This is a genomic window from Ramlibacter sp. Leaf400, from assembly GCF_001424545.1.
Taxonomy (GTDB): Bacteria; Pseudomonadota; Gammaproteobacteria; order Burkholderiales; family Burkholderiaceae_C; genus Ramlibacter.
Genome location: NZ_LMQL01000001.1, coordinates 150,711 through 171,711, shown reverse-complemented (window position 1 = coordinate 171,711; position 21,001 = coordinate 150,711). Strand labels below are relative to the sequence as shown.

The window sequence follows — 21,001 nt, the reverse complement described above, 5'->3', positions numbered from 1 at the left end:
TGCTGCGGCGCCGGATCAGCCCAGGGCCTTGATCTTGGCCATCAGCTCGGAGGCTTCCACCGGCTTGGTGATGTAGTCGCGCGCGCCCTGGCGCATGCCCCACACCCTGTCGGTCTCCTGGTTCTTGCTCGTGCACATGATGATGGGCACGTCGGCATAGAGCGGATCTCGCGTGATGGCCCGCGTGAGCTGGAAGCCGTTCTGGCCGGGCATCACCACGTCCATCAGGATCAGGTCGGGCTTGTCCTCGGCCAGACGCCGGAAGGCGTCCTCGGCGTTCTCCGCCGTCTTGACCGCGAAGCCGTTCTTCTGCAGCAGGTCCGTCATGAACATCAGCTCGGTCTTGGAATCGTCCACCACGAGCACTTTCTGGATCGCCATCGCGAGCTCCTACTCTCTATCTAGTTATTCATTGCGCCTGTTGGGCGGCCGCGCCGAACTGCTGCACGGTCTGCAGCAGCTGGTCCTTGGTGAAAGGCTTGGTGAGGTAGTCCTGCGAGCCGACCATCCGGCCGCGCGCCTTGTCGAAGACGCCATCCTTGGAGGACAGCATCACCACCGGGGTGCCGGCGAACCTGGCGTTGCGTTTGATGATGGCGCAGGTCTGGTAGCCATCCAGGCGCGGCATCAGGATGTCGCAGAAGATCAGGTCGGGCTGGTAGTCGTTGACCTTGGCCAGCGCGTCGAAGCCATCCTCGGCCAGCATGACCTCGTGGCCGCCCTGCTTCAGGAAGATCTCCGCACTGCGCCGGATCGTGTTGCTGTCGTCGATCACCAGCACCTTGAACCCAGTCGTGCTCACTTGACGCTGCTCCTCATTCGTAACTGCCGCGGGACTGCGTCGTCATCTCGCGACCGTCTCCGAAGCCCCCTCAAATCTGAACCATCTCGAAGTCTTCCTTGCGCGCGCCGCACTCGGGGCAGGTCCAGTTCATGGGAACCTGGTCCCAGGGTGTCCCAGGTGGGATTCCGTGGTCGGGGGCGCCGGTGGCTTCGTCGTAGATCCACCCGCAGATCAGACACATCCAGGTCTTCGCTTCAGTCACAGCTTAAAGGGCCTTCGAATAGAATGCAACGATTGTATCGAGGGCACCTGCGGAGAAACGTCACGGTGCCGATGCCTGGAAGATTCAGGCTTATGACAAACCCCGACCCCACCCACACAGCGCCCGGCGCCGAAGAAAACGACGACGCCGGACCCGCGTGCGTGATGGTGTTCAACGCCAGCGATCCGAGCGGCGCCGGCGGCCTCGCCGCCGACGTCACCGCCATCGCTTCGGTGGGCGCGCACGCGTTGCCGGTCGTCACCGGCGCTTACGCACGGGACACCGCCGAAGTGCTGGATCATTTCCCGTTCGACGAGGAAGCGGTCACCGAGCAGGCCCGCGCCATCCTCGAGGACACGCCGGCGCAGGTCTTCAAGGTCGGCTTCCTCGGCAGCCCCGAGGCGATCAGCGCGGTGGCCGAGATCTGCTCCGACTACGCCGATGTCCCGGTGATCGCGTACATGCCCAACCTCTCCTGGTGGGACGAGTCGCAGATCGACCTGTACCTGGACGCTTTCCGCGAACTGATGCTGCCGCAGACCACCGTGCTGGTGGGCAACCACAGCACGCTCTGGCGCTGGCTGTTGCCCGACTGGAGCAACGAGCGCAGCCCGGGCGCGCGCGACATCGCCAAGGCGGCCGCCGACATGGGAGTTGCCTATACGCTGGTGACAGGAATTCCCCTACCCGACCAGTACCTGGACAACGTGTTGGCCACGCCACAGGCGGTGCTGGGCAGCGAGAAGTTCGAGCGCTTCGAGGCCGTGTTCTCCGGCGCCGGCGACACGCTGTCGGCCGCGCTGGCCGCCTTGGTGGCCAGCGGCAGCGACCTGGCCTCCGCCACCACCGAGGCGCTCTCCTATCTCGACCGCTGCCTGGACGCCGGTTTCCGTCCGGGCATGGGCAACGTGGTGCCCGACCGCCTGTTCTGGGCCCAGCCCGAGGGCGAGACCGAGGAACTCACGCAGGAAGAAGCCCAGGCCCTGCAGGTCCTGGACATGCCGGCCCATGACACCAAGCACTGATCGCAACGAACAACTCTTCGAACGCGCCCGCCGCGTGATCCCCGGCGGCGTGAACTCGCCGGTGCGCGCCTTCCGCGCAGTCGGCGGCACGCCACGCTTCGTGCAGCGCGCACAGGGGGCCTACTTCTGGGACGCCGCCGGCAAGCGCTACATCGACTACATCGGCTCCTGGGGTCCGATGATCCTGGGCCACGGCCACCCCGCGGTGGTCGAGGCGGTGCAGCGCGCGGTGCTGGACGGCTTCTCGTTCGGCGCACCGACCGAACGCGAGATCGAACTGGCCGAAGCCATCGTGCAGGCCATGCCCGGGCTCGAGATGGTCCGGCTGGTCAGCTCCGGCACCGAGGCGGCGATGAGCGCCATCCGCCTGGCGCGCGGCGCAACCGGCCGCAGCAAGCTGGTGAAGTTCGAAGGCTGCTACCACGGCCACGCCGACGCCCTGCTGGTCAAGGCCGGCTCCGGCCTCGCCACCTTCGGCAATCCCACCAGCGCGGGCGTGCCGCCCGAGGTGGTGCAGCATACGCTGGTCCTCGAATACAACAACGTGCAGCAGCTGGAGCAAGCCTTCGAGCAGCACGGCCGCGACCTCGCCTGCCTGATGATCGAGCCGATCGCCGGCAACATGAACTTCGTGCGGGCCGACGTGGACTTCATGCGCCGCTGCCGCGAGCTGTGCACGCAGCACGGCGCGCTGCTGGTGTTCGACGAGGTGATGACGGGCTTTCGCGTCGCACTCGGCGGCGCGCAGGCGCACTACGCCTCGAAGATCCCGGGCTTCCGCCCGGACCTCACAGTGCTGGGCAAGGTGATCGGCGGCGGCATGCCGCTGGCGGCCTTCGGTGGCCCGCGCGCCACGATGGAACAGCTGGCGCCGCTCGGCCCGGTCTACCAGGCCGGCACGCTCTCGGGCAACCCGGTGGCCACCGCCTGCGGCCTGGCGACGCTGCGCGAGATCAGCCGCCCCGGCTTCTACGACGCGCTGGCGGCGAAGACCCGGTCGCTGACCGAAGGCCTGGCCGGCGCCGCGAAGGCCGCGGGCGTGCCGTTCTGCGCCGACAGCGAAGGCGGCATGTTCGGCTTCTTCCTGCTGCCGCAGCTGCCGCACAACTACGCGCAGGTGATGAAGACCGAAGGCGCGCGTTTCAACAAGCTTTTCCACGGGCTGCTGGACCGCGGCGTGTACATCGCGCCGGCGCTGTACGAGGCGGGGTTCGTGAGCGCCGCGCACAGCGATCAGGACATCGCGGAGACGGTGGCGGCGGCGCGCGAAGTTTTCGCGACCCTCTAGTCCGCCTTCACCCCGTCACCGGCCCCCGGCCTCAATGCCGGAAGTGCCGCACCCCCGTGAGCACCATCGCCACGCCCCGCTCGTTCGCCGCGGCGATCACCTCGTCGTCCCGCATGCTCCCGCCCGGCTGCGCGACGCAGGCCGCGCCCGCATCCACCACCACGTCCAGCCCGTCACGGAACGGGAAGAACGCATCGCTCGCCACCACGCTGCCGGCCAATGACAGACCCGCGTTCGCGGCCTTGATGCTGGCGATCCGAGCCGAATCGATGCGGCTCATCTGCCCGGCGCCAACGCCCAGCGTCATGCCGTCCTTGCAGAACACGATGGCGTTGGACTTGACGAACTTGGCCACGGTCCAGGCGAACAGCAGGTCCTGCAGCTCCTGCGGCGTCGGCTGCTTCGCCGTGACGACCTTCAGCTCGCCGAGCTTCAACTCGCGGTTGTCGGCGGTCTGCATCAGCAGGCCCGAGCCGACCCGCTTGACGTCCATCATGTTGCGGCCGTTCTCCCAGTCGCTCTGGCCGCCGGGCGGCAGGTCGATCTGCAGCAGGCGCACGTTGGCCTTGGCCTTGAACACCTCCAGCGCCTCGGGCGCGAAGGCGGGTGCCATCAGCACCTCGACGAACTGCTTGGCCACCACTTGCGCGGCCGCGCCGTCCAGCGGACGGTTGAACGCGATGATCCCGCCGAAGGCCGAGGTCGGGTCGGTCTTGAAGGCCTTGGAATACGCCTCCAGCGGGTCCTTCCCGAGCGCCACGCCGCAGGGGTTGGCGTGCTTGACGATCACGCAGGCGGGCGTGGTGAAGCTCTTGACGCACTCCCAGGCCGCGTCCGCGTCCGCGATGTTGTTGTACGAGAGCTCCTTGCCCTGCAGCTGCCTGGCGGTCACCAGGGAGCCCGGCGCCGGATACAGGTCGCGGTAGAAAGCGGCCTGCTGGTGCGGGTTCTCGCCGTAACGCAGGTCCTGCACCTTCACGAAGCGGCCGTTGGCCTGTCCGCCGAACAGCGCGCGCGTGCCGTCCTCCTGCAGGCTGGAGAGGTAGTCGCTGATCGCGCCGTCGTAATCGCTGATGCGGTTGAAGGCGGCCACGCAGAGCGCGAAACGCGTCTTGTCCGACAGCTTGCCGGCGCTGCGCAGCTCCTCCAGCACCGGACCGTACTGCGCGGCGTCGGTGAGCACGCCGACGTCCTTCCAGTTCTTGGCCGCGCTGCGCACCATGGCCGGCCCGCCGATGTCGATGTTCTCGATCGCGTCCTCCAGCGTGCAGCCCGGCGTGGCCACGGTCTTCTCGAACGGGTAGAGGTTGACCACCAGCAGGTCGATCGTCCCGATGCCGTGCGCCTGCAGCGCCTTCATGTGCTCGGGCATGTCGCGGCGCGCCAGCAGGCCGCCGTGCACCATGGGATGCAGGGTCTTGACCCGGCCGTCGAGCATCTCGGGAAAGCCGGTGATCTGCGCCACCTCGGTGACCGGCAGGCCTTCGGCGGCCAGCAGCTTGGCGGTGCCACCGGTGGAGACCAGGCGCACGCCCAGCGCATGAAGCCCGCGGGCGAAGTCGACGATCCCGGTCTTGTCCGAGACGGAAAGGAGTGCGTTCATGGTGTGGTGGGGCCGGCGGCCCGTTCGAAGACGAAAAGGGGGATCTACTTGAGCAGCTTGTGCTCGACCAGCTTCTTGCGCAGCGTGTTGCGGTTCAGGCCCAGCCATTCGGCCGCGCGCGACTGGTTCTGGTCGGCCTTGGCCATCACCACCTCCAGCAGCGGCTTCTCGACCACCTTGACCAGCATCTCGTACATGCCGTCGGGCTCGGTGCCGCGCAGGTCCCGGAAGTAGCCCTCCAGGCTGTTGCGCACGCACTCCTCGATCTGTTTCTTGCTCATGCTTCCTGACGCGAGGTTTCTTCCTCGTCCTCCTCCTGGGCCGCCGGCGGCATCCGGTCGCCCTGACCGGCCAGCTCGTCGAAGAACCCGGCCACCGCGCGCAGCTGCTCGCCGCAGTCCTCGATGGCATTCATGCGTTCGCGAAAGGACGTTGCGCCGGGCAGGCCGCGCACGTACCACGCGATGTGCTTGCGCGCGCTGCGCACGCCCGTGTACTCGCCGTACAGGCCATAGTGGTCTTCCAGGTGCGCCAGCAGCAGTCGCCGCACCTCCACCACCAGCGGCGGCGCCAGCAGCTCGCCGGTGGCCAGGAAGTGCGCCACCTCGCGGAAGATCCACGGGCGCCCCTGGGCGGCGCGGCCGATCATCACGGCGTCGGCGCCGGTGCGCGCCAGCACCTCGCGCGCCTTCCACGGCGAATCGACGTCGCCGTTGGCGACCACCGGGATGCGCACCGCTTCCTTGACGGCGGCTACGGTGTCGTACTCGGCCCGGCCCTTGTAGCCCTGCTCGCGGGTGCGGCCGTGCACCGTCAGCATGCGGATGCCGGCAGCCTCGAACCCGCGCGCGAGACCCACCGCGTTGCGATGGTCCGCATCCCAGCCGGTGCGCATCTTGAGCGTGACCGGCACGCCGCGCGCCTCGCCCACGTTCACCACCGCCTGCGCGATCGACAGGGCCAGCGGCTCGTCCTGCATCAGCGCCGAGCCGGCCCACTTGTTGCAGACCTTCTTGGCCGGGCAGCCCATGTTGATGTCGATGATCTGCGCGCCGCGGTCGATGTTGTAGGCCGCGGCCTCGGCCATCATGTCCGCGTCGGTGCCCGCGATCTGCACCGCCACCGGCCCCGGCTCGCCCTCATGGTTGGCGCGGCGCGAAGTCTTCAGGCTGTTCCACAGCTCGCGCCGCGAAGTCACCATCTCGCTGACCGCGTAGCCGGCGCCGAGCGTGCGGCACAGCTGCCTGAAAGGCCGGTCGGTGACGCCCGCCATCGGCGCGACGAACAGGTTGTTCGCCAGGACGTGGGGGCCGATCTGCATGGATGGGGACGCGGGACGGGTTGCTGAAAAATGAGGCATGCATTGTAGGCCGCGCGCCTGACGCCGGGCCAACCTGCCGCGACTGCGTATGCGCCTACAGGTTTGCGCCGCTTGACTGCCTTAACATCCGCGCGCATGCAAGAGTGGCTCGAGTCCCTGCTGGCGCTGATGGCGCTTCCCCGCTTCGGCCTCTCGACGCTGTTCATCGTCGCCTTCGTGTCGGCCACGCTGCTGCCGCTCGGCTCGGAGCCGGCGCTCTTCGGCCTGCTCAAGCTCAACCCCGAACTGTTCTGGCCCGCCGTGCTGGTGGCCACCGCGGGCAACACGCTGGGCGGCATCGTCGACTGGTGGATGGGTTACGGCGCCCACCAGGTGGTCGACAAATGGGGCCACTCGCGATCGCACGTCAAGGCGATCGAATGGCTGGAGAAGCTCGGACCCAAGGCCTGCTTCCTCTCCTTCCTGCCCGCGGTGGGCGATCCGCTGTGCGCCGTCGCCGGCTGGCTGCGGATGCCCTTCTGGCCCTGCGTGGGCTGGATGCTGGTGGGCAAGTTCCTGCGCTACGTCGTGATGACGGTGGCGCTGCTGCGCATCTTCCCGGGGGGCATCCCCGGGATCAACGCGCCCTAGACGTTGAACAGGAAGTTCATCACGTCGCCATCCTTGACGACGTACTCCTTGCCTTCGCTGCGCATCCTGCCCGCGTCCTTGGCGCCCTGTTCGCCCTTGTACTGGACGTAGTCGTCGAAGGCGATGGTCTGGGCGCGGATGAAGCCGCGTTCGAAGTCGGTGTGGATCACGCCGGCAGCCTGCGGGGCGGTGGCGCCGACGCGCACCGTCCAGGCCCGCACTTCCTTCTCGCCGGCGGTGAAGTAGGTCTGCAGGCCCAGCAGCCGGAAGGCCGCGCGGATCAGGCGGTTCAGGCCCGGCTCGTCCTGGCCGATCTCGGCGAGGAACATCTGCTTGTCCTCCTCGCTCATGTCGGACATCTCGGATTCGATCTTGGCGCAGATGGCGACCACGGGCGCGCCCTGCTTCTCGGCGTACTCGCGCAGGCGGTCGAGGTAGGGGTTGTTCTCGAAGCCGCTCTCGTCGACGTTGGCCACGAACATGGCCGGCTTGGCGGTGATCAGGAACAGCGTCTTGAGCAGCGCCCTCTCCTCGTCGCTGAACGACAGCGTGCGCACCGGCTGGCCCTGGTCGAGCGTCGCCTGCAGCCGCGTGAGCAGCGCCACCAGCTTGGCCGCTTCCTTGTCGTTGCCGGACTTGGCGGCCTTGGTATAGCGCGAAAGGCTCTTCTCCACCGTGCCCAGGTCGGCCAGGCACAGCTCGGTCTGGATCACCTCGATGTCGGAGACCGGGTCAACCTTGCCGGCCACGTGGATGACGTTGGGGTCGTCGAAGCAGCGCACCACGTTGACCACGGCATCGGTCTCGCGGATGTGGGCCAGGAACTGGTTGCCCAGTCCCTCGCCCTTGCTCGCGCCCGCCACCAGGCCGGCGATGTCGACGAACTCGACAATGGCCGGCACAATGCGCTCCGGCTTCACGATGCCGGCCAGTTGCGCCAGACGCGGGTCAGGCAGCTCCACGATGCCGACGTTCGGCTCGATGGTGCAGAAGGGGTAGTTCTCGGCGGCGATTCCCGCCTTGGTCAGGGCATTGAACAGGGTCGATTTGCCCACGTTGGGCAGACCCACGATGCCGCACTTCAAGCTCATGGCAGTTCCAGACAGACAAGCGGGAAAGTGTATGCCATGGGCCCTGGCGGCCCGGGCGCTGGGGTCTGCGCGCCGCCTTGCCGGCGCGGCGGTCCTGCTGTTCCTGGCCTGCGCGGCCGCCGCGCAACCGCCGGCACCCCCAGGTTCGCGCGCCGGCGCGGTGGTGCTGACCGACGGCGTCGGCGCGCTGTCCGCCGAGTCGTTCGCCCAGGTGTGGCTGGACCCGCAGGGTGTCGCCGGGCTCGACCAGGTCCTGCAGACCCGGGCGCGCTTCGAGCGCGGGCAGCCCGACGCCGTCCACCCGCTGGAGCCTGGCGCGGCGCTGTGGATGCGGCTGCGGCTGCTGCGCGCCGAGGGCGAGCACCAGCAGTGGCTGCTGGTCTTTCCCAATCCGCTGGTGGACGAGGTCCACGTGTGGCAGCGCGACGAGCGCGGCCGCTGGCGCGTGCAGAGCGCCGGCGACCGGCTGCCGGTCGACCACTGGCCGGAGGCGGGCCGCTATCCGGTGTTCCGGCTCGACCTGCCCGCCGGCGAGCCGCACGACATCTACGTCCAGGTGCGCAGCGCCGTGCGCACCAGCGTGCCCGTGCGCCTGACCACCGGCTCCGCCCACAGCCAGCAGCAGCAGCTGGAGTACCTGGGGCTGGGGTCGGCCATCGGCGCCCTGCTGCTGCTGATCGCGGCCTGCGTGGCGCAGGGCTGGGCCTACCGCGATCGCGCCTGGGCGGGGTACGCGACCTATGCGGGCCTGAGCACGCTCTGCGTGCTCGCATACACCGGCGTGGCGGCGCACCTGCTGTGGCCGTTCGCCCGGTTTTGGTCCGACGCCGCGCCCGGCGTGCTGGCCTTCCTGTCCGCCGGCGCCGCCGTCCTGTTCGTTCGCGAGCTGACGGCGCTGCCGGCGCGCCACCGGCTGCTGGGCCGGGCCTCCTCGCTCTGCGGCTGGCTGGCCGTTCCCTTGTCGCCCGCCTACCTGGTGCTGGACCGGGCCGTGGCCCTGGACATCCTCTCGGCCTACCTGGCCGCGGCCTCGCTCCTGAACATCGGCGTGGCGACGCTGGCCTGGCGGCGCCGCGACGTGGTCGGGCTATGGGTGCTGTTCGCCTACCTGCCGCTGGCGGCCGCAGTCGCGGCGGCGATGCTGCGCCTGATGGGCCTGGTGCCGATCTCGTTCGTCACCCAGTACGCCGTCGTCGCGGCCATCGTGCTGGAAGTGCCGCTGATGCTGGTGGCGCTGTCGATCCGCTCGCGCGACCGCCACGGCGCGCAGATCCGCGAGCAGGCCCTGTCCACCCAGGACGCGCTCACCGGCCTGCTGGCGCAGCACCTGTTCCACGACCAGCTGCGCCAGGTGGTCTCGCGCTTCAAGCGCGACCGCGAGGACGCGGCCATCGTCTTCATCGACCTGGTGAACCACGCCCGCATCAAGACCCACTACGGCCCGACCGTGGCCGAGCAGGGCCTGCTGCGCAGCGTGATCAAGCTGCGCCGGCTGGTGCGCGACGTCGACACCGTCAGCCGCATCGGCGAGGCGCGCTTCGCCTTGATCCTGGAAGGCGTGCGTTCGCGCGCCGCGGTCAGCGACCGGGCCGCGCGCCTGATCGCCTCCGGCCTGATGCCGGTGGAAGGCCTCACGCCCGAGGTCACGCTGCACTTCCATGCGGCCGCGGTGCTGATGTGCGAGAACCCGGTCGAGGCCGATGAAGTGCCCAAGGCGCTGGGCGACCTGCTCGCGTCCATGTCCCCGCGCACGCGCCGGCCGATCCGTTTCCTCGAGCCGCCGACCACGCTGCCGGTGCCGCTGCAGGGCGACACCTCGGGCGGTCCCGGCGACGACAGCGAGCTGCCGCCGCAGCCGGTGCGCGGCTGACCGCGCCTTTCCGTTCCTAGTCGAACTTCCAGTCGCCCGAGACCGGCTGCCCCACGCGCAGCACCGCGTCCTCGCCTTCCAGCAGGATGGCGTTCATGGCGAAGGTGACCCGGCCGTCCAGGCGCGGGTTCTGCCGATAGGACTGCAACGTATCGCCCACGACGGGACTGGTCTCGCCGGTCTGCGGGTCGACGTTGGGGATGGGGCAGCGCGGGCAGGGCTTGACCAGCTTGAGCACGGTGCCGGGCTCCGAACCGATGCGCAGCGCGTCGGCGCGGTCCTCGTCGTGCGCCTCCACGCCTTCGATCACGATGTTGGGCCGGAAGCGTTCGATGCCCACCGGCGCATGGCCGGCGCTCGCCAGCCGTTCGTTCAGGCCCGCGAGCGAGGCGGTGCTCGCCACCAGGAAGGGGTAGCCATCGTTGAACTGGTTGGGCGCCTCCAGGCCGCCGGTCCACTCCAGGTTGGACAGGCGCCGGTGGTCCGGGTCGAAGCGCACCAGCCGCAACCGCTGGCCGAGGAAATCGCTGAACCACTGGGCCGCCACGCTGCCCATGTCGTAGGCCGGAACCTCGTCGTCCCAGAGGCGCACCTGCACCGGCTCTTCCACCGCGTCGATGGTCAGGTGCAGGGCCAGCATGCCCGGCGCGCGCAGGATCACCTCGTGGATCTTCAGCTGCGGGCGGATCAGTGCCATCCGCGGCAGCTCGCGCTGGCTGACGAAGTTGCCTTCGGCATCCACCACCATCCAGGCGCGGTCCAGGTCCAGCCCGGCGGGCGTGACGACCGCCTCGGCCAGTTCGACGCCGGCGCAGGACTTGACGGGGTAGACGAACAGGCGCGCGATGCGGCCGGAAAGGCCGGCGCCGGACTCGGGTTTCGGGGCTGCGGAACTCATCGGACCGATTGTGCCCCGGCTCCTACAATCGAACGATGGCGCCTGTTCTCGACGTCTGTATCCGCGGCGCGGGAATCGTCGGCCGCACGCTGGCGCTCCTGCTCGCCCGCGAGCGCCTGCGCGTGGGCCTGGTGCAGGCCGCGCCCACGCCAGGCCACGGCGACGTGCGCGCCTACGCGCTCAATGCGGCCTCGCGCCAGCTGCTCGAATCGGTGCGGGCCTGGCCCGACAGCGCCCACGCCACGCCAGTCACCGGCATGGAGGTGCACGGCGACGAAGGCGGCCGGGTGCAGTTCCGCGCCGGCTCCGAGCCAGCCCTGGCCTGGATCGCCGACGTGCCCGCACTCGAGCAGCGCCTGGCCGAGGCCCTGCGCTACCAGTCCCTGGTGACGATGCTCGACGCGCCCGCCAAGGCGGCGCTCACCGTCGTGTGCGAGGGCCGCGCCAGCGCCACGCGCGCCGATTTCGGCGTGCAGTACGACGTCCAGCCGTACGGCCAGAACGCCGTGGCGGCGCGGCTGAACAGCGAAAAGCCGCACGGCCACGTGGCGCGGCAGTGGTTCCTGGGCGGCGAAGTGCTCGCCCTGCTGCCGATGGGCGGGGAGGCGCCGGCGGAAGGCGGCAATTCCCTCGCGCTGGTCTGGTCCGTGGGACAGGATCGCGCCGAATCGCTGCTGCGCTGCCCGGCCGCGGACTTCGAGGAACAGCTCACCGCGGCCTGCCAGCAGGCCCTGGGCCGGCTCACGCTCACCAGCGAGCGCGCCGCCTGGCCGCTGCAGCTGGCGCGCGCCGACCGCTGGTGCGGCCCGGGCTGGGCGCTGGCAGGCGACGCGGCGCACACCATCCATCCCCTGGCCGGCCAGGGCCTGAACCTGGGCCTGGCCGATGCCCGGGCGCTGGCGCAGGTCTTGCACGAGCGGGAATACTGGCGCCCCGTCGGCGACCTGCGCCTGCTGCGCCGTTACGAGCGCTCGCGCAAGATGGACGTGCTGGCGATGGAGGCGGCCACCGACGGCCTGCAGCGGCTGTTCGCGCAGGATCACGCCGCCTTCGCCGCCGTTCGCAACACCGGCATGCGCGGCTTCGACGCCAGCGGGCCGCTCAAGCAGTGGGCGATCCGCCAGGCCGCCGGCCTGTGATCTCAGGAAGCATTGGAAAGAACATGAATCGCACCCTCACCGCCCTCCTGGCCGGCGCCCTGCTGGCGGGCGCCGCCTTCGCGCAGGAAGCCACCATCCGCAAGAACCTGCTGGAGCGGCTGCCGCAGATCGGCAAGATCGACGAGGTGACGAAGGGACCGGCCGCCGGCCTGTACGAGGTGCGCGTGGGCAGCGACATCTTCTACACCGACGCCGAGGGCAACTACCTCATCGAAGGCCAGGTGCTGGACCTGCGCACGCGCCGCAACCTGACCGAGGAGCGCCAGAACAAGCTGCTGGCGATCGACTTCGACAGCCTGCCGCTCAAGGACGCCTTCACCGTGGTGCGCGGCGACGGCAGGCGCCGCATGGCGGTGTTCCAGGACCCCAACTGCGGCTACTGCAAGAAGTTCGAGCGCGACCTGCAGAAGGTGGACAACGTCACCATCCACATGTTCCTCTACCCGATCCTGGGCAACGACTCGGTGGTCAAGTCGCGCAACATCTGGTGCGCCAAGGACAAGGCCCGCAGCTGGCAGGACTGGATGGTGCGCGACGTCGCCGCGCCGGCCGCGCCCACGCCCGGCTGCGACACCACGGCGCTGGACCGCAACCGCGAGTTCGGCCGCAAGCACCAGATCACCGGCACGCCCACCCTGCTGTTCGCGGATGGCCGCCGCGTGCCCGGCGCGCTGGGCGCGCCGGAGGTGGAAAAGCTGCTGTCCGGCGCCAAGTGAGCCCGCGCGCGCACGCCGCCCCCGCCTGGCGACTGCACTACCGGGTCGAGGCGGCCGACCTCCACGCGCACCTGTTCCACGTCGCGCTCACCATCGAGCAGCCCTCGGCGGCGCAGCGCGTGTCGCTGCCGGTCTGGATCCCGGGCAGCTACCTGGTGCGCGAGTTCTCCAAGAACCTGCAGAAGCTGGTGGCCCGACAGGACGGGCGGCCGGTGCCGGTGCACCAGCTGGACAAGTGCACCTGGCAGGTCGACTGCGTGCCCAGCAGCCCGCTGGTGCTGGGCTACGAGGTCTACGCCTTCGACAACTCGGTGCGCACCGCCTGGCTGGACGCCGACCGCGGCTTCTTCAACGGCACCAGCCTGTGCCTGCGGGTGCATGGCCAGGAGGCGCAGCCCCACGCGCTGGAGCTGGTGTCACCGCGCCCGGGCTGGGAGGCGGCCACCGGCCTGGCGCCGCTCAAGGCGGGCAAGCGCGGCTTCGGCCTGTACCTGGCGCACGACTACGACGAACTGGTCGACTGCCCGGTGGAGATGGGCGTCTTCTGGAGCACCGAGTTCAAGGCCAACGGCGTGCCGCACCGGCTGGTGGTGGCCGGCGCCGCCGAGTCCTTCGACGGCGCGCGGCTCGCGTCCGACGTGCAGAAGATCTGCGAGACCGAGATCCGCTTCTGGCACGACCGGCGCAAGCCGCCTCACAAGCATTACGTCTTCATGCTCAACGTGGTGGACGACGGCTACGGCGGGCTGGAGCACCGCAACTCCACCGCGCTGATCGCGTCGCGGCGCGACCTGCCGCGGCTGGGCGACGCGCGCATGAGCGACGGCTACACCACGCTGCTGGGGCTGATCAGCCACGAGTACTTCCACACCTGGAACGTCAAGCAGCTGAGGCCCGCGGAATTCGGCCGCTACGACTACTCGCAGGAGAACTACACCCAGCTGCTGTGGTTCTTCGAGGGCTTCACCAGCTACTACGACGACCTGCTGCTGCGCCGCGGCGGCCTGATCGACGAAGCCGCCTACGTGCGGCTGCTGAACAAGACCATCAACCAGGTGCTGCAGACGCCCGGGCGCGAGGTGCAGCCGGTGGCCAACGCCAGCTTCGACGCCTGGGTGAAGTACTACCGCCAGGACGAGAACACGCCCAATGCCACGGTGAGCTACTACACCAAGGGCTCGCTGGTGGCGCTGTGCTTCGATCTCACGCTGCGCGCCGAGGGCCACACCACGCTCGACGATGTGATGCGCGCCCTGTGGGTGCGCTGCAAGGGCGGCCCGATGACCGAGGCCGACTTCGCCGCCGTGCTGCGTGAGCTGGGCCAGCGCAGCTTCGCCCGCGAGATCGCGGCGTGGGTGCACGGCACGCGCGAGCTGCCGCTGGCCGACCTGCTGCGCAAGCAGGGCATCTTCGCGCTGGACGAGCCCTCGCAGCTGCAGCAGCGCCTGGGCATCCGCGCCGACGAGTCGGGCGCCACGATCAAGCTCAAGACCGTGCTGCGCGGCGGCGCCGCCGAACAAGCGGGCATGGCCGCGGGCGACGAGTGGCTGGGCGTGGAAGTGGGCGGCAACGCCTGGCGGCTGGCCAAGCTCGACGACCTGCTGCTGTACGCCGGCTCGCACCGCCGGCTGACCGCCCTGGTGGCGCGCGACCGCCGCCTGCACCGGCTGGAGCTGCACCTTCCGGCCGCGTCCACCACCTGGCGCCTGGTGCTGCGCGACCCGGCCCTGGCGCAGCCATGGCTGTCCCTCCAGACCTGAACCGCGGCTCGCGCCGGCGGCTGCTCGCGGTGGTGGCCGTGGTGCTGCTGGCGCACGTGGCGGCGCTCGAAGGCCTGTCGCGCTGGCAGGCCGAGACGCGCCTGCTCAAGCCGATGGTGTCGCCGCTGTACACGCGCATCCTGGAGCCCGAAGCGCCCAAGGCGCCGCCGGCGGTGGTGGCCCAGGCCGCACCGCCCTCCCCGCCGACGGCGACGATCCGGCCGACGCCCAGCCTGCCCGCGCAGGCGACGCGCACCTTGCCGCAGCCCAAGGCCGAGGAACCCGCGCCCGAGCCCCGGGCCGCGGCGCCCGAACCCGCGGTCCCCGAACCCGAGCCGCCGGCCGAAGTCGCGAGCCCGCCCGAGCCGCCGGCGCCCGCGGTGGCGCAGGCGGCCGATCCGCCTTCACCGAGAGCCTCGGCGCCGGCCACGGCCGGCAGCAGCGCGGTCGGCACCGGGACCGACACCGCCGCCGTCACCCCGGGATCGACCGAATCCTGGCCGTCCGACACCCGCCTGCGCTACCGTCTCGGCGGGCGCTTCCGCAGCGGCGAGCTGTATGGCGACGCGCGGGTGCTGTGGCAACGCGAGGGGGCGAAGTACCAGGTGCGGGTGGAGGTGGAACTCACCTTCATGGCCAAGCTGGTGATGACGAGCCAGGGCGAGGTCGGGCCGACGTCGCTTCAGCCCCAGGTCTATGAGGAGGTGCGCAACGGCCGGCCGCGGGGCTTGCGTGTCGGCGAGCGCGAGGTGTTGCTGGGCAACGGCAAGGTGGTGCCGCGACCGCCCGGCGTGCAGGACACCGCCAGCCAGTTCGTCGAGCTGAGCCACCGCTTCGCCAGCGGTCAGGAGCGGCTGGAGGTCGGCCGCGCGGTGAGCTTCTGGATGGCCCGGCCGTCGCAGGTGGACCTGTGGACCTACGACGTGGTGGCCAGCGAGACGCTGCGCACGAAGCTGGGCGACATCGAGGCCTTCCACCTCAAGCCCCGGCCGATCGCCAACCCCCGGGGGAACATCACGGCGGAGATGTGGTTCGCGCCGAGCCTGCAGTACCTGCCGGTTCGCATCCGGGTGAACATGGGGGACGAGGCGCACATCGACCTGCTCGTGGAGTCGATCGAGCAGCGGTGAGGCAAGTCACGGTCGTCCCCGCACAAAACCGTCATTCCCGCGAAGGCGGGAATCCAGTGCTTCCCTGAAGTCCGCTGAAGGCGGACGCTCTGGATTCCCGCCTTCGCGGGAATGACGACGGGGACGGGGACGGAGACGGGCGGTCAGCTCACTTCGGCCGCTTGTCCACCACCCGCTTGGCCTTGCCGACGCTGCGCTCCACGCCACCCTCGGCCCTCAGCTCGATCACCGCGGTGGTGCCGACGTAGGTCTTGATCTCGTGCGCCAGCGCGTCGGCCGCGCCGCGTGCTTCGGCGCTCTCGTGCGACAGCCCCTGGCGCGCTTCCACCGCCACGGTGAGGCAGTCCAGCGGCCCCTCGCGCGTGAGGATGCACAGGTAGTGCGGCGCCAGTTCCGTCCGCTTGCAGATCAGCTCCTCGATCTGCGTGGGGAACACGTTGACGCCGCGCACGATCATCATGTCGTCGCTGCGGCCGGTGATCTTCTCCATGCGCCGCATGCTGCGCGCCGTGCCCGGCAACAGCCGCGTGAGGTCGCGGGTGCGGTAGCGGATGATGGGCAGCGCCTCCTTGGTCAGGCTGGTGAACACCAGCTCGCCCAGCTCGCCGTCGGCCACCGGTTCGCCCGTCTCGGGGTCGATGATCTCGGGATAGAAATGGTCCTCCCAGATCGTCGGTCCGTCCTTGGTCTCGACGCATTCGCTGGCCACGCCCGGCCCCATCACCTCCGAGAGGCCGTAGATGTCGACCGCGTCCATGCCCATGCGCTGCTCGATGGCCAGGCGCATGTCGTTGGTCCAGGGCTCGGCGCCGAAGATGCCCAGGCGCAGGCTGGCTTCGCGCGGGTCCAGCCCCTGGCGCTCGAACTCGTCGGCGATGGCCAGCATGTAGCTGGGCGTGACCATGATGATGTCGGGCTTGAAGTCGGTGATCAGCTGCACCTGGCGCTCGGTCTGGCCGCCGCCGAACGGCACCACGGTCAGCCCCAGGCGCTCGGCGCCGTAGTGCGCGCCCAGCCCGCCGGTGAAGAGGCCATAGCCGTAGCTCACGTGCACCATGTCGCCCGGCCGCGCTCCGGCGGCGCGGATGCTGCGCGCCACCACCGTCGCCCAGGTGTTGATGTCGTTCTGCGTGTAGCCCACCACCGTCGGCTTGCCGGTGGTGCCGCTGGAGGCGTGGATGCGCACGCACTGCTCGCGCGGCACCGCGAACATCCCGAACGGGTAGTTGTCGCGCAGGTCGTGCTTGGTGGTGAAGGGAAACTTCGCCAGGTCCGCCAGCGAGCGGCAGTCGGACGGGTGCACGCCGGCCTTGTCGAACTTGGCCCGGTAGACCGGTGAATTCGCATAGGCATGGGCCAGCGTGGCCTGGAGGCGCTTGAGCTGGAGCCCGCGCAGTTCGTCCAGGCCGGACTTCTCGATCGCCTCGAGGGGGAAGGACTTCATGGTGCCTCCGGAAACACGGTGCCCGGGATCTGGGCGCTCTTGCCGCGGAACATGGCCACCACCTCGCCGCGCTGGTTGGTGACCCGCATGTCGTACACGCCGTGCCGGCCCTGCAGCACCTGCTCCACGCCCTCGCAGGTGAGCACGTCACCCAGCTGGCCCGGCTTGAGGAACTCGATGCTGCAGCCGGCCGCCACCGCCACCTTGTTGTGGCTGTTGCAGGCGAAGGCGAAAGTGGAATCGGCCAGGGTGAAGATGAAGCCGCCGTGGCAGATGCGGTGGCCGTTGAGCATCTCCTCGCGCACCACCATGCGCATGCTCGCGCGGCCCGGGGCGCAGCTGACGAGTTCCATCTTCATGAACTCGCGGCTGGCCAGGTCGGCCGCGAACATGGTTTCGCCGACCTTGGCGGCCTTCTGTTCGGGCGACATCGCTCACTCGCCCTTGAACTTCGGCGCGCGCTTCTCGCGGAAGGCCTTCACGCCCTCGATGTAGTCGTGCGTGCGGCCCAGGGCCGACTGGGTGTCGCGCTCCAGGTCCAGTTGCTTGTCCAGGTCGTTGCTCGCCGCCGCGCGCAGCACCTTGCGGGTGGCGACCAGGCCCGCCGTGGGCAGCACGGCCAGCCGCTCGGCCAGCTTGATCGCGGCCTGCAGGCAGTCCTCGCCCTCGGGCGCGACGTCCCAGATCATTCCCCACTCCCTGGCGTCCTGCGCACTGACCTTGTCGCCCAGCATGGCGCAGCCCATGGCGCGGGCCAGGCCCAGCTTCTTGATCAGGAAGTACGTGCCGCCGGCATCGGGGATCAGTCCCAGCTTGATGAAGGCCTGGATGAAGGTGGCGTTGTGCGCGGCGATCGCCAGGTCGCACGTCATCGCCAGCGAGGCGCCCGCGCCCGCGGCGACGCCGTTGACGGCCGCCACGGTGGGCACGCGCAGCGCCTGCAGGCGGCGCACGGTGGGGTTGAAGGCCTGGTCGATCAGCGGACCGGGGTCGGCGCGCCGGACCAGGTCGGGGCCTTCGGCGAAGTCGAACTCCGCCAGGTCGGCGCCTGCGCAGAACCCCCGGCCGGCGCCGGTGATCACCGCCGCGCGGACCGACTTGTCGGCCTCGATGCGCTCCAGCGCGGCCCACAATTCCTTGTGCATGGCGCGTGTGAAGCTGTTGAGCGCCTGCGGGCGGTTCAGCGTGATCAGCGCGATGGCGCCACGGGTCTCGTAGAGGACGGTCGGTTCGCTCATGTCGGGGGGTCTCCTGCGCCGAATCTAACATTCACCGACCGCTCGGTCGGGCCACGTTTTCGCTTGGGTATAGTGCCCGCTCCAAGGAGACGCCATGGCCTACGAGACCATCGAAACGCGCATCGAAGCCGGCAAGGTCGGCATCGTCGCGCTCAACCGCCCCAAGCAGCTCAACGCACTGAACGACCAGCTCATGGACGAGCTGGGCGCCGCGCTCAAGGCTTTCGACGCCGACGACGCGATCGGCTGCATCGTCGTCACCGGCAGCCAGAAGGCCTTCGCCGCCGGCGCCGACATCTCGGTGATGACCAAGTACAGCTTCGCCGACGTCTACAAGTCCGAATACATCAGCCGCAACTGGGAGCACGTGCGCAGCATCCGCAAGCCGGTGATCGCCGCGGTGGCCGGCTTCGCGCTGGGGGGCGGCTGCGAGCTGGCGATGATGTGCGACTTCATCATCGCCGCCGACAACGCCCGGTTCGGCCAGCCCGAGATCAAGCTGGGCATCATCCCGGGCGCCGGCGGCACCCAGCGCCTGCCGCGCTCGGTCGGCAAGTCCAAGGCCATGGACATGATCCTGACGAGCCGCATGATGGACGCGCAGGAGGCCGAGCGCGCCGGGCTGGTGAGCCGGGTCGTGCCGCTGGACAAGCTGATGGATGAGGTGCTGGCGGCCGCGATCGTGATCGCCGACATGCCCCGGTTGGCGGCGATGGCGGCCAAGGAATCGGTGAACCGGGCTTTCGAATCGCCGCTGAGCGACGGGGTGATGTTCGAGCGGCGCCTGTTCCACGCGCTGTTCTCGACGGCCGACCAGGAAGAGGGGATGGAGGCCTTCCTGGCCAAGCGTGCGCCCTCGTTCAGCCACCGCTGACGCCTGTTGGCTATAATCACGGGCTCTCGGCGCTTTAGCTCAGTCGGTTAGAGCGATGGAATCATAATCCACAGGTCCGCGGTTCGAGTCCGTGAAGCGCCACCAGACCCCCAAAGGCACTGTCCCGTACAGTGCCTTTGTTTTTTCCACTTCAGCCTCTGGATCAACACCATGAACCGCTGGATCCTCCTTCCCGCCGCCCTCCTGCTGGCCGCCGCCGTCGCGCAGGCCCAGGTCGTCATCCGCAGCGCCCCGGCCGGCGTCAAGCCGGCCAGGCTGACCGTCACGGCCCCGCCGCAGATCACGCTCAACGGCCAGCCCGACCGGCTGTCGCCCGGCGCCCGCATCCGCGGCACCAACAACCTCATGCTGCTGTCGGGCAGCGTAGTCGGCCAGGTGCTGCCGGTGGTCTACCGCCGCGATGCCGCCGGCCTGGTGCACGAGGTCTGGGTGCTCACGGACGAGGAGTACAGCCGGGTGGCCCCGGCGGAGGACGGCAGCCCGGACGGCCACAAGCGCTTTGCCGAACTGCTGGACCTGATCTTCGGCGCCCGGAAGTGACCGCCATGAAGAAGGTTTACGTCAAGACCTTCGGCTGCCAGATGAACGAGTACGACTCGGACAAGATGGCGGACGTCCTGCACGCGGCCGAAGGCTACGAACCGACGCAGGACCCGGAAGAGGCCGACCTCATCCTCTTCAACACCTGCTCGGTGCGCGAGAAGGCGCAGGAGAAGGTCTTCTCCGACCTGGGCCGGGTCAAGCACCTCAAGAAGAAGGGTGTGCTGATCGGCGTGGGCGGCTGCGTGGCCAGCCAGGAAGGCGCGGCCATCGTCGAGCGCGCGCCCTACGTCGACGTGGTGTTCGGCCCGCAGACCCTGCACCGCCTTCCCCAGCTGCTGGCCGAGCGCCAGCGACTGGGCCGGCCGCAGGTGGACATCCGCTTTCCCGAGATCGAGAAGTTCGACCACCTGCCGCCCGCGCGGGTGGAAGGCGCGACCGCCTTCGTCTCCATCATGGAAGGCTGCAGCAAGTACTGCAGCTACTGCGTGGTGCCCTACACCCGGGGCGAGGAAGTCTCGCGTCCGCTGGACGACGTGCTCGCCGAGGTGGCCGAGCTGGCCGACCAGGGCGTCAAGGAAGTGACGCTGCTGGGCCAGAACGTGAACGCCTGGCGCGGCCCCATGGGCGGCACCGCCGAGATCGCCGACTTCGCGTTGCTGCTCGAGTACGTGGCCGAGATCCCCGGCATCGAGCGCATCCGCTACACCACCAGCCACCCGAACGAGTTCACCCAGCGGCTGGTCGAGGCCTACGGCAAGGTGCCCAAGCTGGTCAGCCACCTGCACCTGCCGGTGCAGCACGGAAGCGACCGCATCCTGATGGCGATGAAGCGCGGCTACACCGCGATGGAATACAAGAGCACGATCCGCAAGCTGCGCGCCGTGCGACCGGACATCTCGCTGTCCAGCGACTTCATCGTCGGCTTCCCGGGCGAGACCGAAGAGGACTTCGGCAAGCTGATGAAGCTGGTCGAGGACGTCGGCTACGACGCCAGCTTCAGCTTCATCTTCAGCCCGCGGCCGGGCACGCCGGCGGCGGCGCTGCACGACGACACGCCGCACGAGGCCAAGCTGCGCCGCCTGCACCACCTGCAGGCCGTGCTGGAGGACAACGTGCGCCGCATCAGCGCCAGCCGCGTGGGCACGGTGCAGCGCCTCCTGGTCGAAGGCCCTTCGCGCAAGGACAAGACCGAGCTGATGGGCCGCACCGAATGCAACCGCATCGTCAACTTCCCCGGGCCGCAGCGCCTGGTGGGGCAGATGGTCGACGTCACCATCACCGAGGCGCTGCCGCACTCGCTGCGCGCGCAGGTGGCCGTGCGCGAAACCGCACCCGCCTGACCC

Annotated in this window: 22 protein-coding genes and 1 tRNA gene; 12 read left to right on the top strand and 11 right to left on the bottom strand. The window is 69.6% G+C overall.

Annotated elements, in window-relative coordinates; all coding sequences use genetic code 11:
• Nucleotides 1-15: 15 nt before the first annotated feature.
• The 3 genes from ASG30_RS00795 to ASG30_RS00785 form a co-directional block, all read right to left on the bottom strand.
• Complete coding sequence (locus ASG30_RS00795; protein WP_055891156.1) at nt 16-381, bottom strand: response regulator transcription factor; 366 nt, start codon at nt 379-381, stop codon at nt 16-18.
• A gap of 28 nt (nt 382-409) precedes the next feature.
• Nucleotides 410-802 carry a response regulator gene (locus ASG30_RS00790; protein ID WP_055891153.1) on the bottom strand — a complete coding sequence of 131 codons (393 nt, stop codon included), beginning with the start codon at nt 800-802 and terminating at the stop codon, nt 410-412.
• A 70-nt stretch (nt 803-872) separates the two neighbouring features.
• Nucleotides 873-1,025 carry a rubredoxin gene (locus tag ASG30_RS00785; RefSeq protein WP_055891151.1) on the bottom strand — a complete coding sequence of 51 codons (153 nt, stop codon included), beginning with the start codon at nt 1,023-1,025 and terminating at the stop codon, nt 873-875.
• A gap of 113 nt (nt 1,026-1,138) precedes the next feature.
• Between ASG30_RS00785 and thiD the strand changes: the two genes are divergently transcribed.
• Both thiD and hemL read left to right on the top strand, forming a co-directional pair.
• On the top strand, nt 1,139-2,071 hold the full coding sequence (gene thiD / locus ASG30_RS00780; RefSeq protein WP_055891148.1) for a bifunctional hydroxymethylpyrimidine kinase/phosphomethylpyrimidine kinase: 933 nt from the start codon (nt 1,139-1,141) through the stop codon (nt 2,069-2,071).
• On the top strand, nt 2,055-3,359 hold the full coding sequence (hemL, locus tag ASG30_RS00775) for a glutamate-1-semialdehyde 2,1-aminomutase (RefSeq protein ID WP_055891146.1): 1,305 nt from the start codon (nt 2,055-2,057) through the stop codon (nt 3,357-3,359). Before thiD ends, hemL begins: the two co-directional genes overlap by 17 nt.
• Nucleotides 3,360-3,390: 31 nt before the next feature.
• On the opposite strand, the gene purH is transcribed toward hemL, so the two are convergent.
• The 3 genes from purH to dusB are packed head-to-tail and all read right to left on the bottom strand — an operon-like array spanning nt 3,391 to nt 6,283.
• Nucleotides 3,391-4,962, bottom strand: coding sequence for a bifunctional phosphoribosylaminoimidazolecarboxamide formyltransferase/IMP cyclohydrolase (gene purH / locus ASG30_RS00770; protein ID WP_055891143.1), 1,572 nt, complete (start codon nt 4,960-4,962; stop codon nt 3,391-3,393).
• A 44-nt stretch (nt 4,963-5,006) separates the two neighbouring features.
• Entirely contained in the window at nt 5,007-5,243 is a 237-nt protein-coding gene (locus ASG30_RS00765; RefSeq protein ID WP_055891141.1) for a Fis family transcriptional regulator, read from the bottom strand.
• Complete coding sequence (dusB, locus tag ASG30_RS00760) at nt 5,240-6,283, bottom strand: tRNA dihydrouridine synthase DusB (protein ID WP_055891138.1); 1,044 nt, start codon at nt 6,281-6,283, stop codon at nt 5,240-5,242. The genes ASG30_RS00765 and dusB overlap by 4 nt, the downstream gene beginning before the upstream one ends.
• A gap of 135 nt (nt 6,284-6,418) precedes the next feature.
• On the opposite strand from dusB, the gene ASG30_RS00755 reads away from it, so the two are divergent.
• Nucleotides 6,419-6,913: a YqaA family protein gene (locus ASG30_RS00755; RefSeq protein ID WP_055891135.1), complete on the top strand. Its 495-nt coding sequence runs from the start codon at nt 6,419-6,421 to the stop codon at nt 6,911-6,913.
• Here ASG30_RS00755 and ychF read toward each other — a convergent pair.
• Nucleotides 6,910-8,004, bottom strand: a complete 1,095-nt coding sequence (gene ychF / locus ASG30_RS00750; RefSeq protein ID WP_055891128.1) for a redox-regulated ATPase YchF — start codon at nt 8,002-8,004, stop codon at nt 6,910-6,912. The genes ASG30_RS00755 and ychF overlap by 4 nt on opposite strands.
• Nucleotides 8,005-8,035: 31 nt before the next feature.
• Between ychF and ASG30_RS00745 the strand changes: the two genes are divergently transcribed.
• Nucleotides 8,036-9,874, top strand: coding sequence for a sensor domain-containing diguanylate cyclase (locus tag ASG30_RS00745; RefSeq protein WP_055891125.1), 1,839 nt, complete (start codon nt 8,036-8,038; stop codon nt 9,872-9,874).
• A 16-nt stretch (nt 9,875-9,890) separates the two neighbouring features.
• Here the strand turns inward: ASG30_RS00745 and ASG30_RS00740 are convergent, their stop codons facing one another.
• On the bottom strand, nt 9,891-10,772 hold the full coding sequence (locus ASG30_RS00740; RefSeq protein WP_055891121.1) for an MOSC domain-containing protein: 882 nt from the start codon (nt 10,770-10,772) through the stop codon (nt 9,891-9,893).
• A 35-nt stretch (nt 10,773-10,807) separates the two neighbouring features.
• Here ASG30_RS00740 and ASG30_RS00735 point away from each other — a divergent pair, with 35 nt between their 5' ends.
• From ASG30_RS00735 to ASG30_RS00720, 4 genes are read left to right on the top strand one after another with little or no spacing between them, the layout of a single operon-like run.
• The gene (locus ASG30_RS00735) at nt 10,808-11,911 is read left to right on the top strand and encodes an FAD-dependent monooxygenase (RefSeq protein WP_055891119.1); all 1,104 of its coding nucleotides are present in this window, start codon (nt 10,808-10,810) and stop codon (nt 11,909-11,911) included.
• A 23-nt stretch (nt 11,912-11,934) separates the two neighbouring features.
• Nucleotides 11,935-12,648, top strand: coding sequence for a DsbC family protein (locus tag ASG30_RS00730; RefSeq protein ID WP_055891117.1), 714 nt, complete (start codon nt 11,935-11,937; stop codon nt 12,646-12,648).
• Nucleotides 12,645-14,408 carry a M61 family metallopeptidase gene (locus tag ASG30_RS00725; protein ID WP_055891114.1) on the top strand — a complete coding sequence of 588 codons (1,764 nt, stop codon included), beginning with the start codon at nt 12,645-12,647 and terminating at the stop codon, nt 14,406-14,408. The genes ASG30_RS00730 and ASG30_RS00725 overlap by 4 nt, the downstream gene beginning before the upstream one ends.
• A complete protein-coding gene (locus ASG30_RS00720; protein WP_082521793.1) occupies nt 14,387-15,538 on the top strand; it encodes a DUF3108 domain-containing protein in 1,152 nt (383 codons plus the stop codon). The genes ASG30_RS00725 and ASG30_RS00720 overlap by 22 nt, the downstream gene beginning before the upstream one ends.
• Before the next feature lie 148 nt (nt 15,539-15,686).
• Here ASG30_RS00720 and paaK read toward each other — a convergent pair whose 3' ends face one another.
• The 3 genes from paaK to ASG30_RS00705 are packed head-to-tail and all read right to left on the bottom strand — an operon-like array spanning nt 15,687 to nt 18,220.
• A complete protein-coding gene (gene paaK, locus ASG30_RS00715; protein WP_055891110.1) occupies nt 15,687-16,982 on the bottom strand; it encodes a phenylacetate--CoA ligase PaaK in 1,296 nt (431 codons plus the stop codon).
• Entirely contained in the window at nt 16,979-17,413 is a 435-nt protein-coding gene (gene paaI, locus ASG30_RS00710) for a hydroxyphenylacetyl-CoA thioesterase PaaI (protein WP_055891107.1), read from the bottom strand. The genes paaK and paaI overlap by 4 nt, the downstream gene beginning before the upstream one ends.
• Nucleotides 17,414-17,416: 3 nt before the next feature.
• Nucleotides 17,417-18,220 (bottom strand): enoyl-CoA hydratase-related protein, encoded by an 804-nt coding sequence (locus tag ASG30_RS00705; RefSeq protein WP_055891104.1) that lies wholly within the window; start codon nt 18,218-18,220, stop codon nt 17,417-17,419.
• A gap of 94 nt (nt 18,221-18,314) precedes the next feature.
• On the opposite strand from ASG30_RS00705, the gene ASG30_RS00700 reads away from it, so the two are divergent.
• From ASG30_RS00700 to miaB, 4 genes are all read left to right on the top strand, one after another.
• On the top strand, nt 18,315-19,094 hold the full coding sequence (locus tag ASG30_RS00700) for an enoyl-CoA hydratase (protein WP_055891101.1): 780 nt from the start codon (nt 18,315-18,317) through the stop codon (nt 19,092-19,094).
• A 28-nt stretch (nt 19,095-19,122) separates the two neighbouring features.
• Nucleotides 19,123-19,199: transfer RNA gene (locus tag ASG30_RS00695), tRNA-Met, on the top strand.
• 66 nt (nt 19,200-19,265) lie between these two features.
• Entirely contained in the window at nt 19,266-19,655 is a 390-nt protein-coding gene (locus ASG30_RS00690) for a hypothetical protein (RefSeq protein WP_082521792.1), read from the top strand.
• A 5-nt stretch (nt 19,656-19,660) separates the two neighbouring features.
• Entirely contained in the window at nt 19,661-20,998 is a 1,338-nt protein-coding gene (gene miaB / locus ASG30_RS00685) for a tRNA (N6-isopentenyl adenosine(37)-C2)-methylthiotransferase MiaB (RefSeq protein WP_055891099.1), read from the top strand.
• Nucleotides 20,999-21,001: the final 3 nt, after the last annotated feature.

Excerpts from the sequence above, each read along its gene's own strand:
- ASG30_RS00795 (WP_055891156.1), bottom strand. The coding sequence starts at position 381 with ATGGCGATCCAGAAAGTGCTCGTGGTGGACGATTCCAAGACCGAGCTG.
- ASG30_RS00785 (WP_055891151.1), bottom strand. The coding sequence starts at position 1,025 with ATGTGTCTGATCTGCGGGTGGATCTACGACGAAGCCACCGGCGCCCCC.
- thiD (WP_055891148.1), top strand. The coding sequence starts at position 1,139 with ATGACAAACCCCGACCCCACCCACACAGCGCCCGGCGCCGAAGAAAAC.
- hemL (WP_055891146.1), top strand. The coding sequence starts at position 2,055 with ATGACACCAAGCACTGATCGCAACGAACAACTCTTCGAACGCGCCCGC.
- purH (WP_055891143.1), bottom strand. The coding sequence starts at position 4,962 with ATGAACGCACTCCTTTCCGTCTCGGACAAGACCGGGATCGTCGACTTC.
- ASG30_RS00765 (WP_055891141.1), bottom strand. The coding sequence starts at position 5,243 with ATGAGCAAGAAACAGATCGAGGAGTGCGTGCGCAACAGCCTGGAGGGC.
- dusB (WP_055891138.1), bottom strand. The coding sequence starts at position 6,283 with ATGCAGATCGGCCCCCACGTCCTGGCGAACAACCTGTTCGTCGCGCCG.
- ASG30_RS00755 (WP_055891135.1), top strand. The coding sequence starts at position 6,419 with ATGCAAGAGTGGCTCGAGTCCCTGCTGGCGCTGATGGCGCTTCCCCGC.
- ychF (WP_055891128.1), bottom strand. The coding sequence starts at position 8,004 with ATGAGCTTGAAGTGCGGCATCGTGGGTCTGCCCAACGTGGGCAAATCG.
- ASG30_RS00745 (WP_055891125.1), top strand. The coding sequence starts at position 8,036 with ATGCCATGGGCCCTGGCGGCCCGGGCGCTGGGGTCTGCGCGCCGCCTT.
- ASG30_RS00740 (WP_055891121.1), bottom strand. The coding sequence starts at position 10,772 with ATGAGTTCCGCAGCCCCGAAACCCGAGTCCGGCGCCGGCCTTTCCGGC.
- ASG30_RS00735 (WP_055891119.1), top strand. The coding sequence starts at position 10,808 with ATGGCGCCTGTTCTCGACGTCTGTATCCGCGGCGCGGGAATCGTCGGC.
- ASG30_RS00730 (WP_055891117.1), top strand. The coding sequence starts at position 11,935 with ATGAATCGCACCCTCACCGCCCTCCTGGCCGGCGCCCTGCTGGCGGGC.
- ASG30_RS00720 (WP_082521793.1), top strand. The coding sequence starts at position 14,387 with ATGGCTGTCCCTCCAGACCTGAACCGCGGCTCGCGCCGGCGGCTGCTC.
- paaK (WP_055891110.1), bottom strand. The coding sequence starts at position 16,982 with ATGAAGTCCTTCCCCCTCGAGGCGATCGAGAAGTCCGGCCTGGACGAA.
- paaI (WP_055891107.1), bottom strand. The coding sequence starts at position 17,413 with ATGTCGCCCGAACAGAAGGCCGCCAAGGTCGGCGAAACCATGTTCGCG.
- ASG30_RS00705 (WP_055891104.1), bottom strand. The coding sequence starts at position 18,220 with ATGAGCGAACCGACCGTCCTCTACGAGACCCGTGGCGCCATCGCGCTG.
- ASG30_RS00700 (WP_055891101.1), top strand. The coding sequence starts at position 18,315 with ATGGCCTACGAGACCATCGAAACGCGCATCGAAGCCGGCAAGGTCGGC.
- ASG30_RS00690 (WP_082521792.1), top strand. The coding sequence starts at position 19,266 with ATGAACCGCTGGATCCTCCTTCCCGCCGCCCTCCTGCTGGCCGCCGCC.
- miaB (WP_055891099.1), top strand. The coding sequence starts at position 19,661 with ATGAAGAAGGTTTACGTCAAGACCTTCGGCTGCCAGATGAACGAGTAC.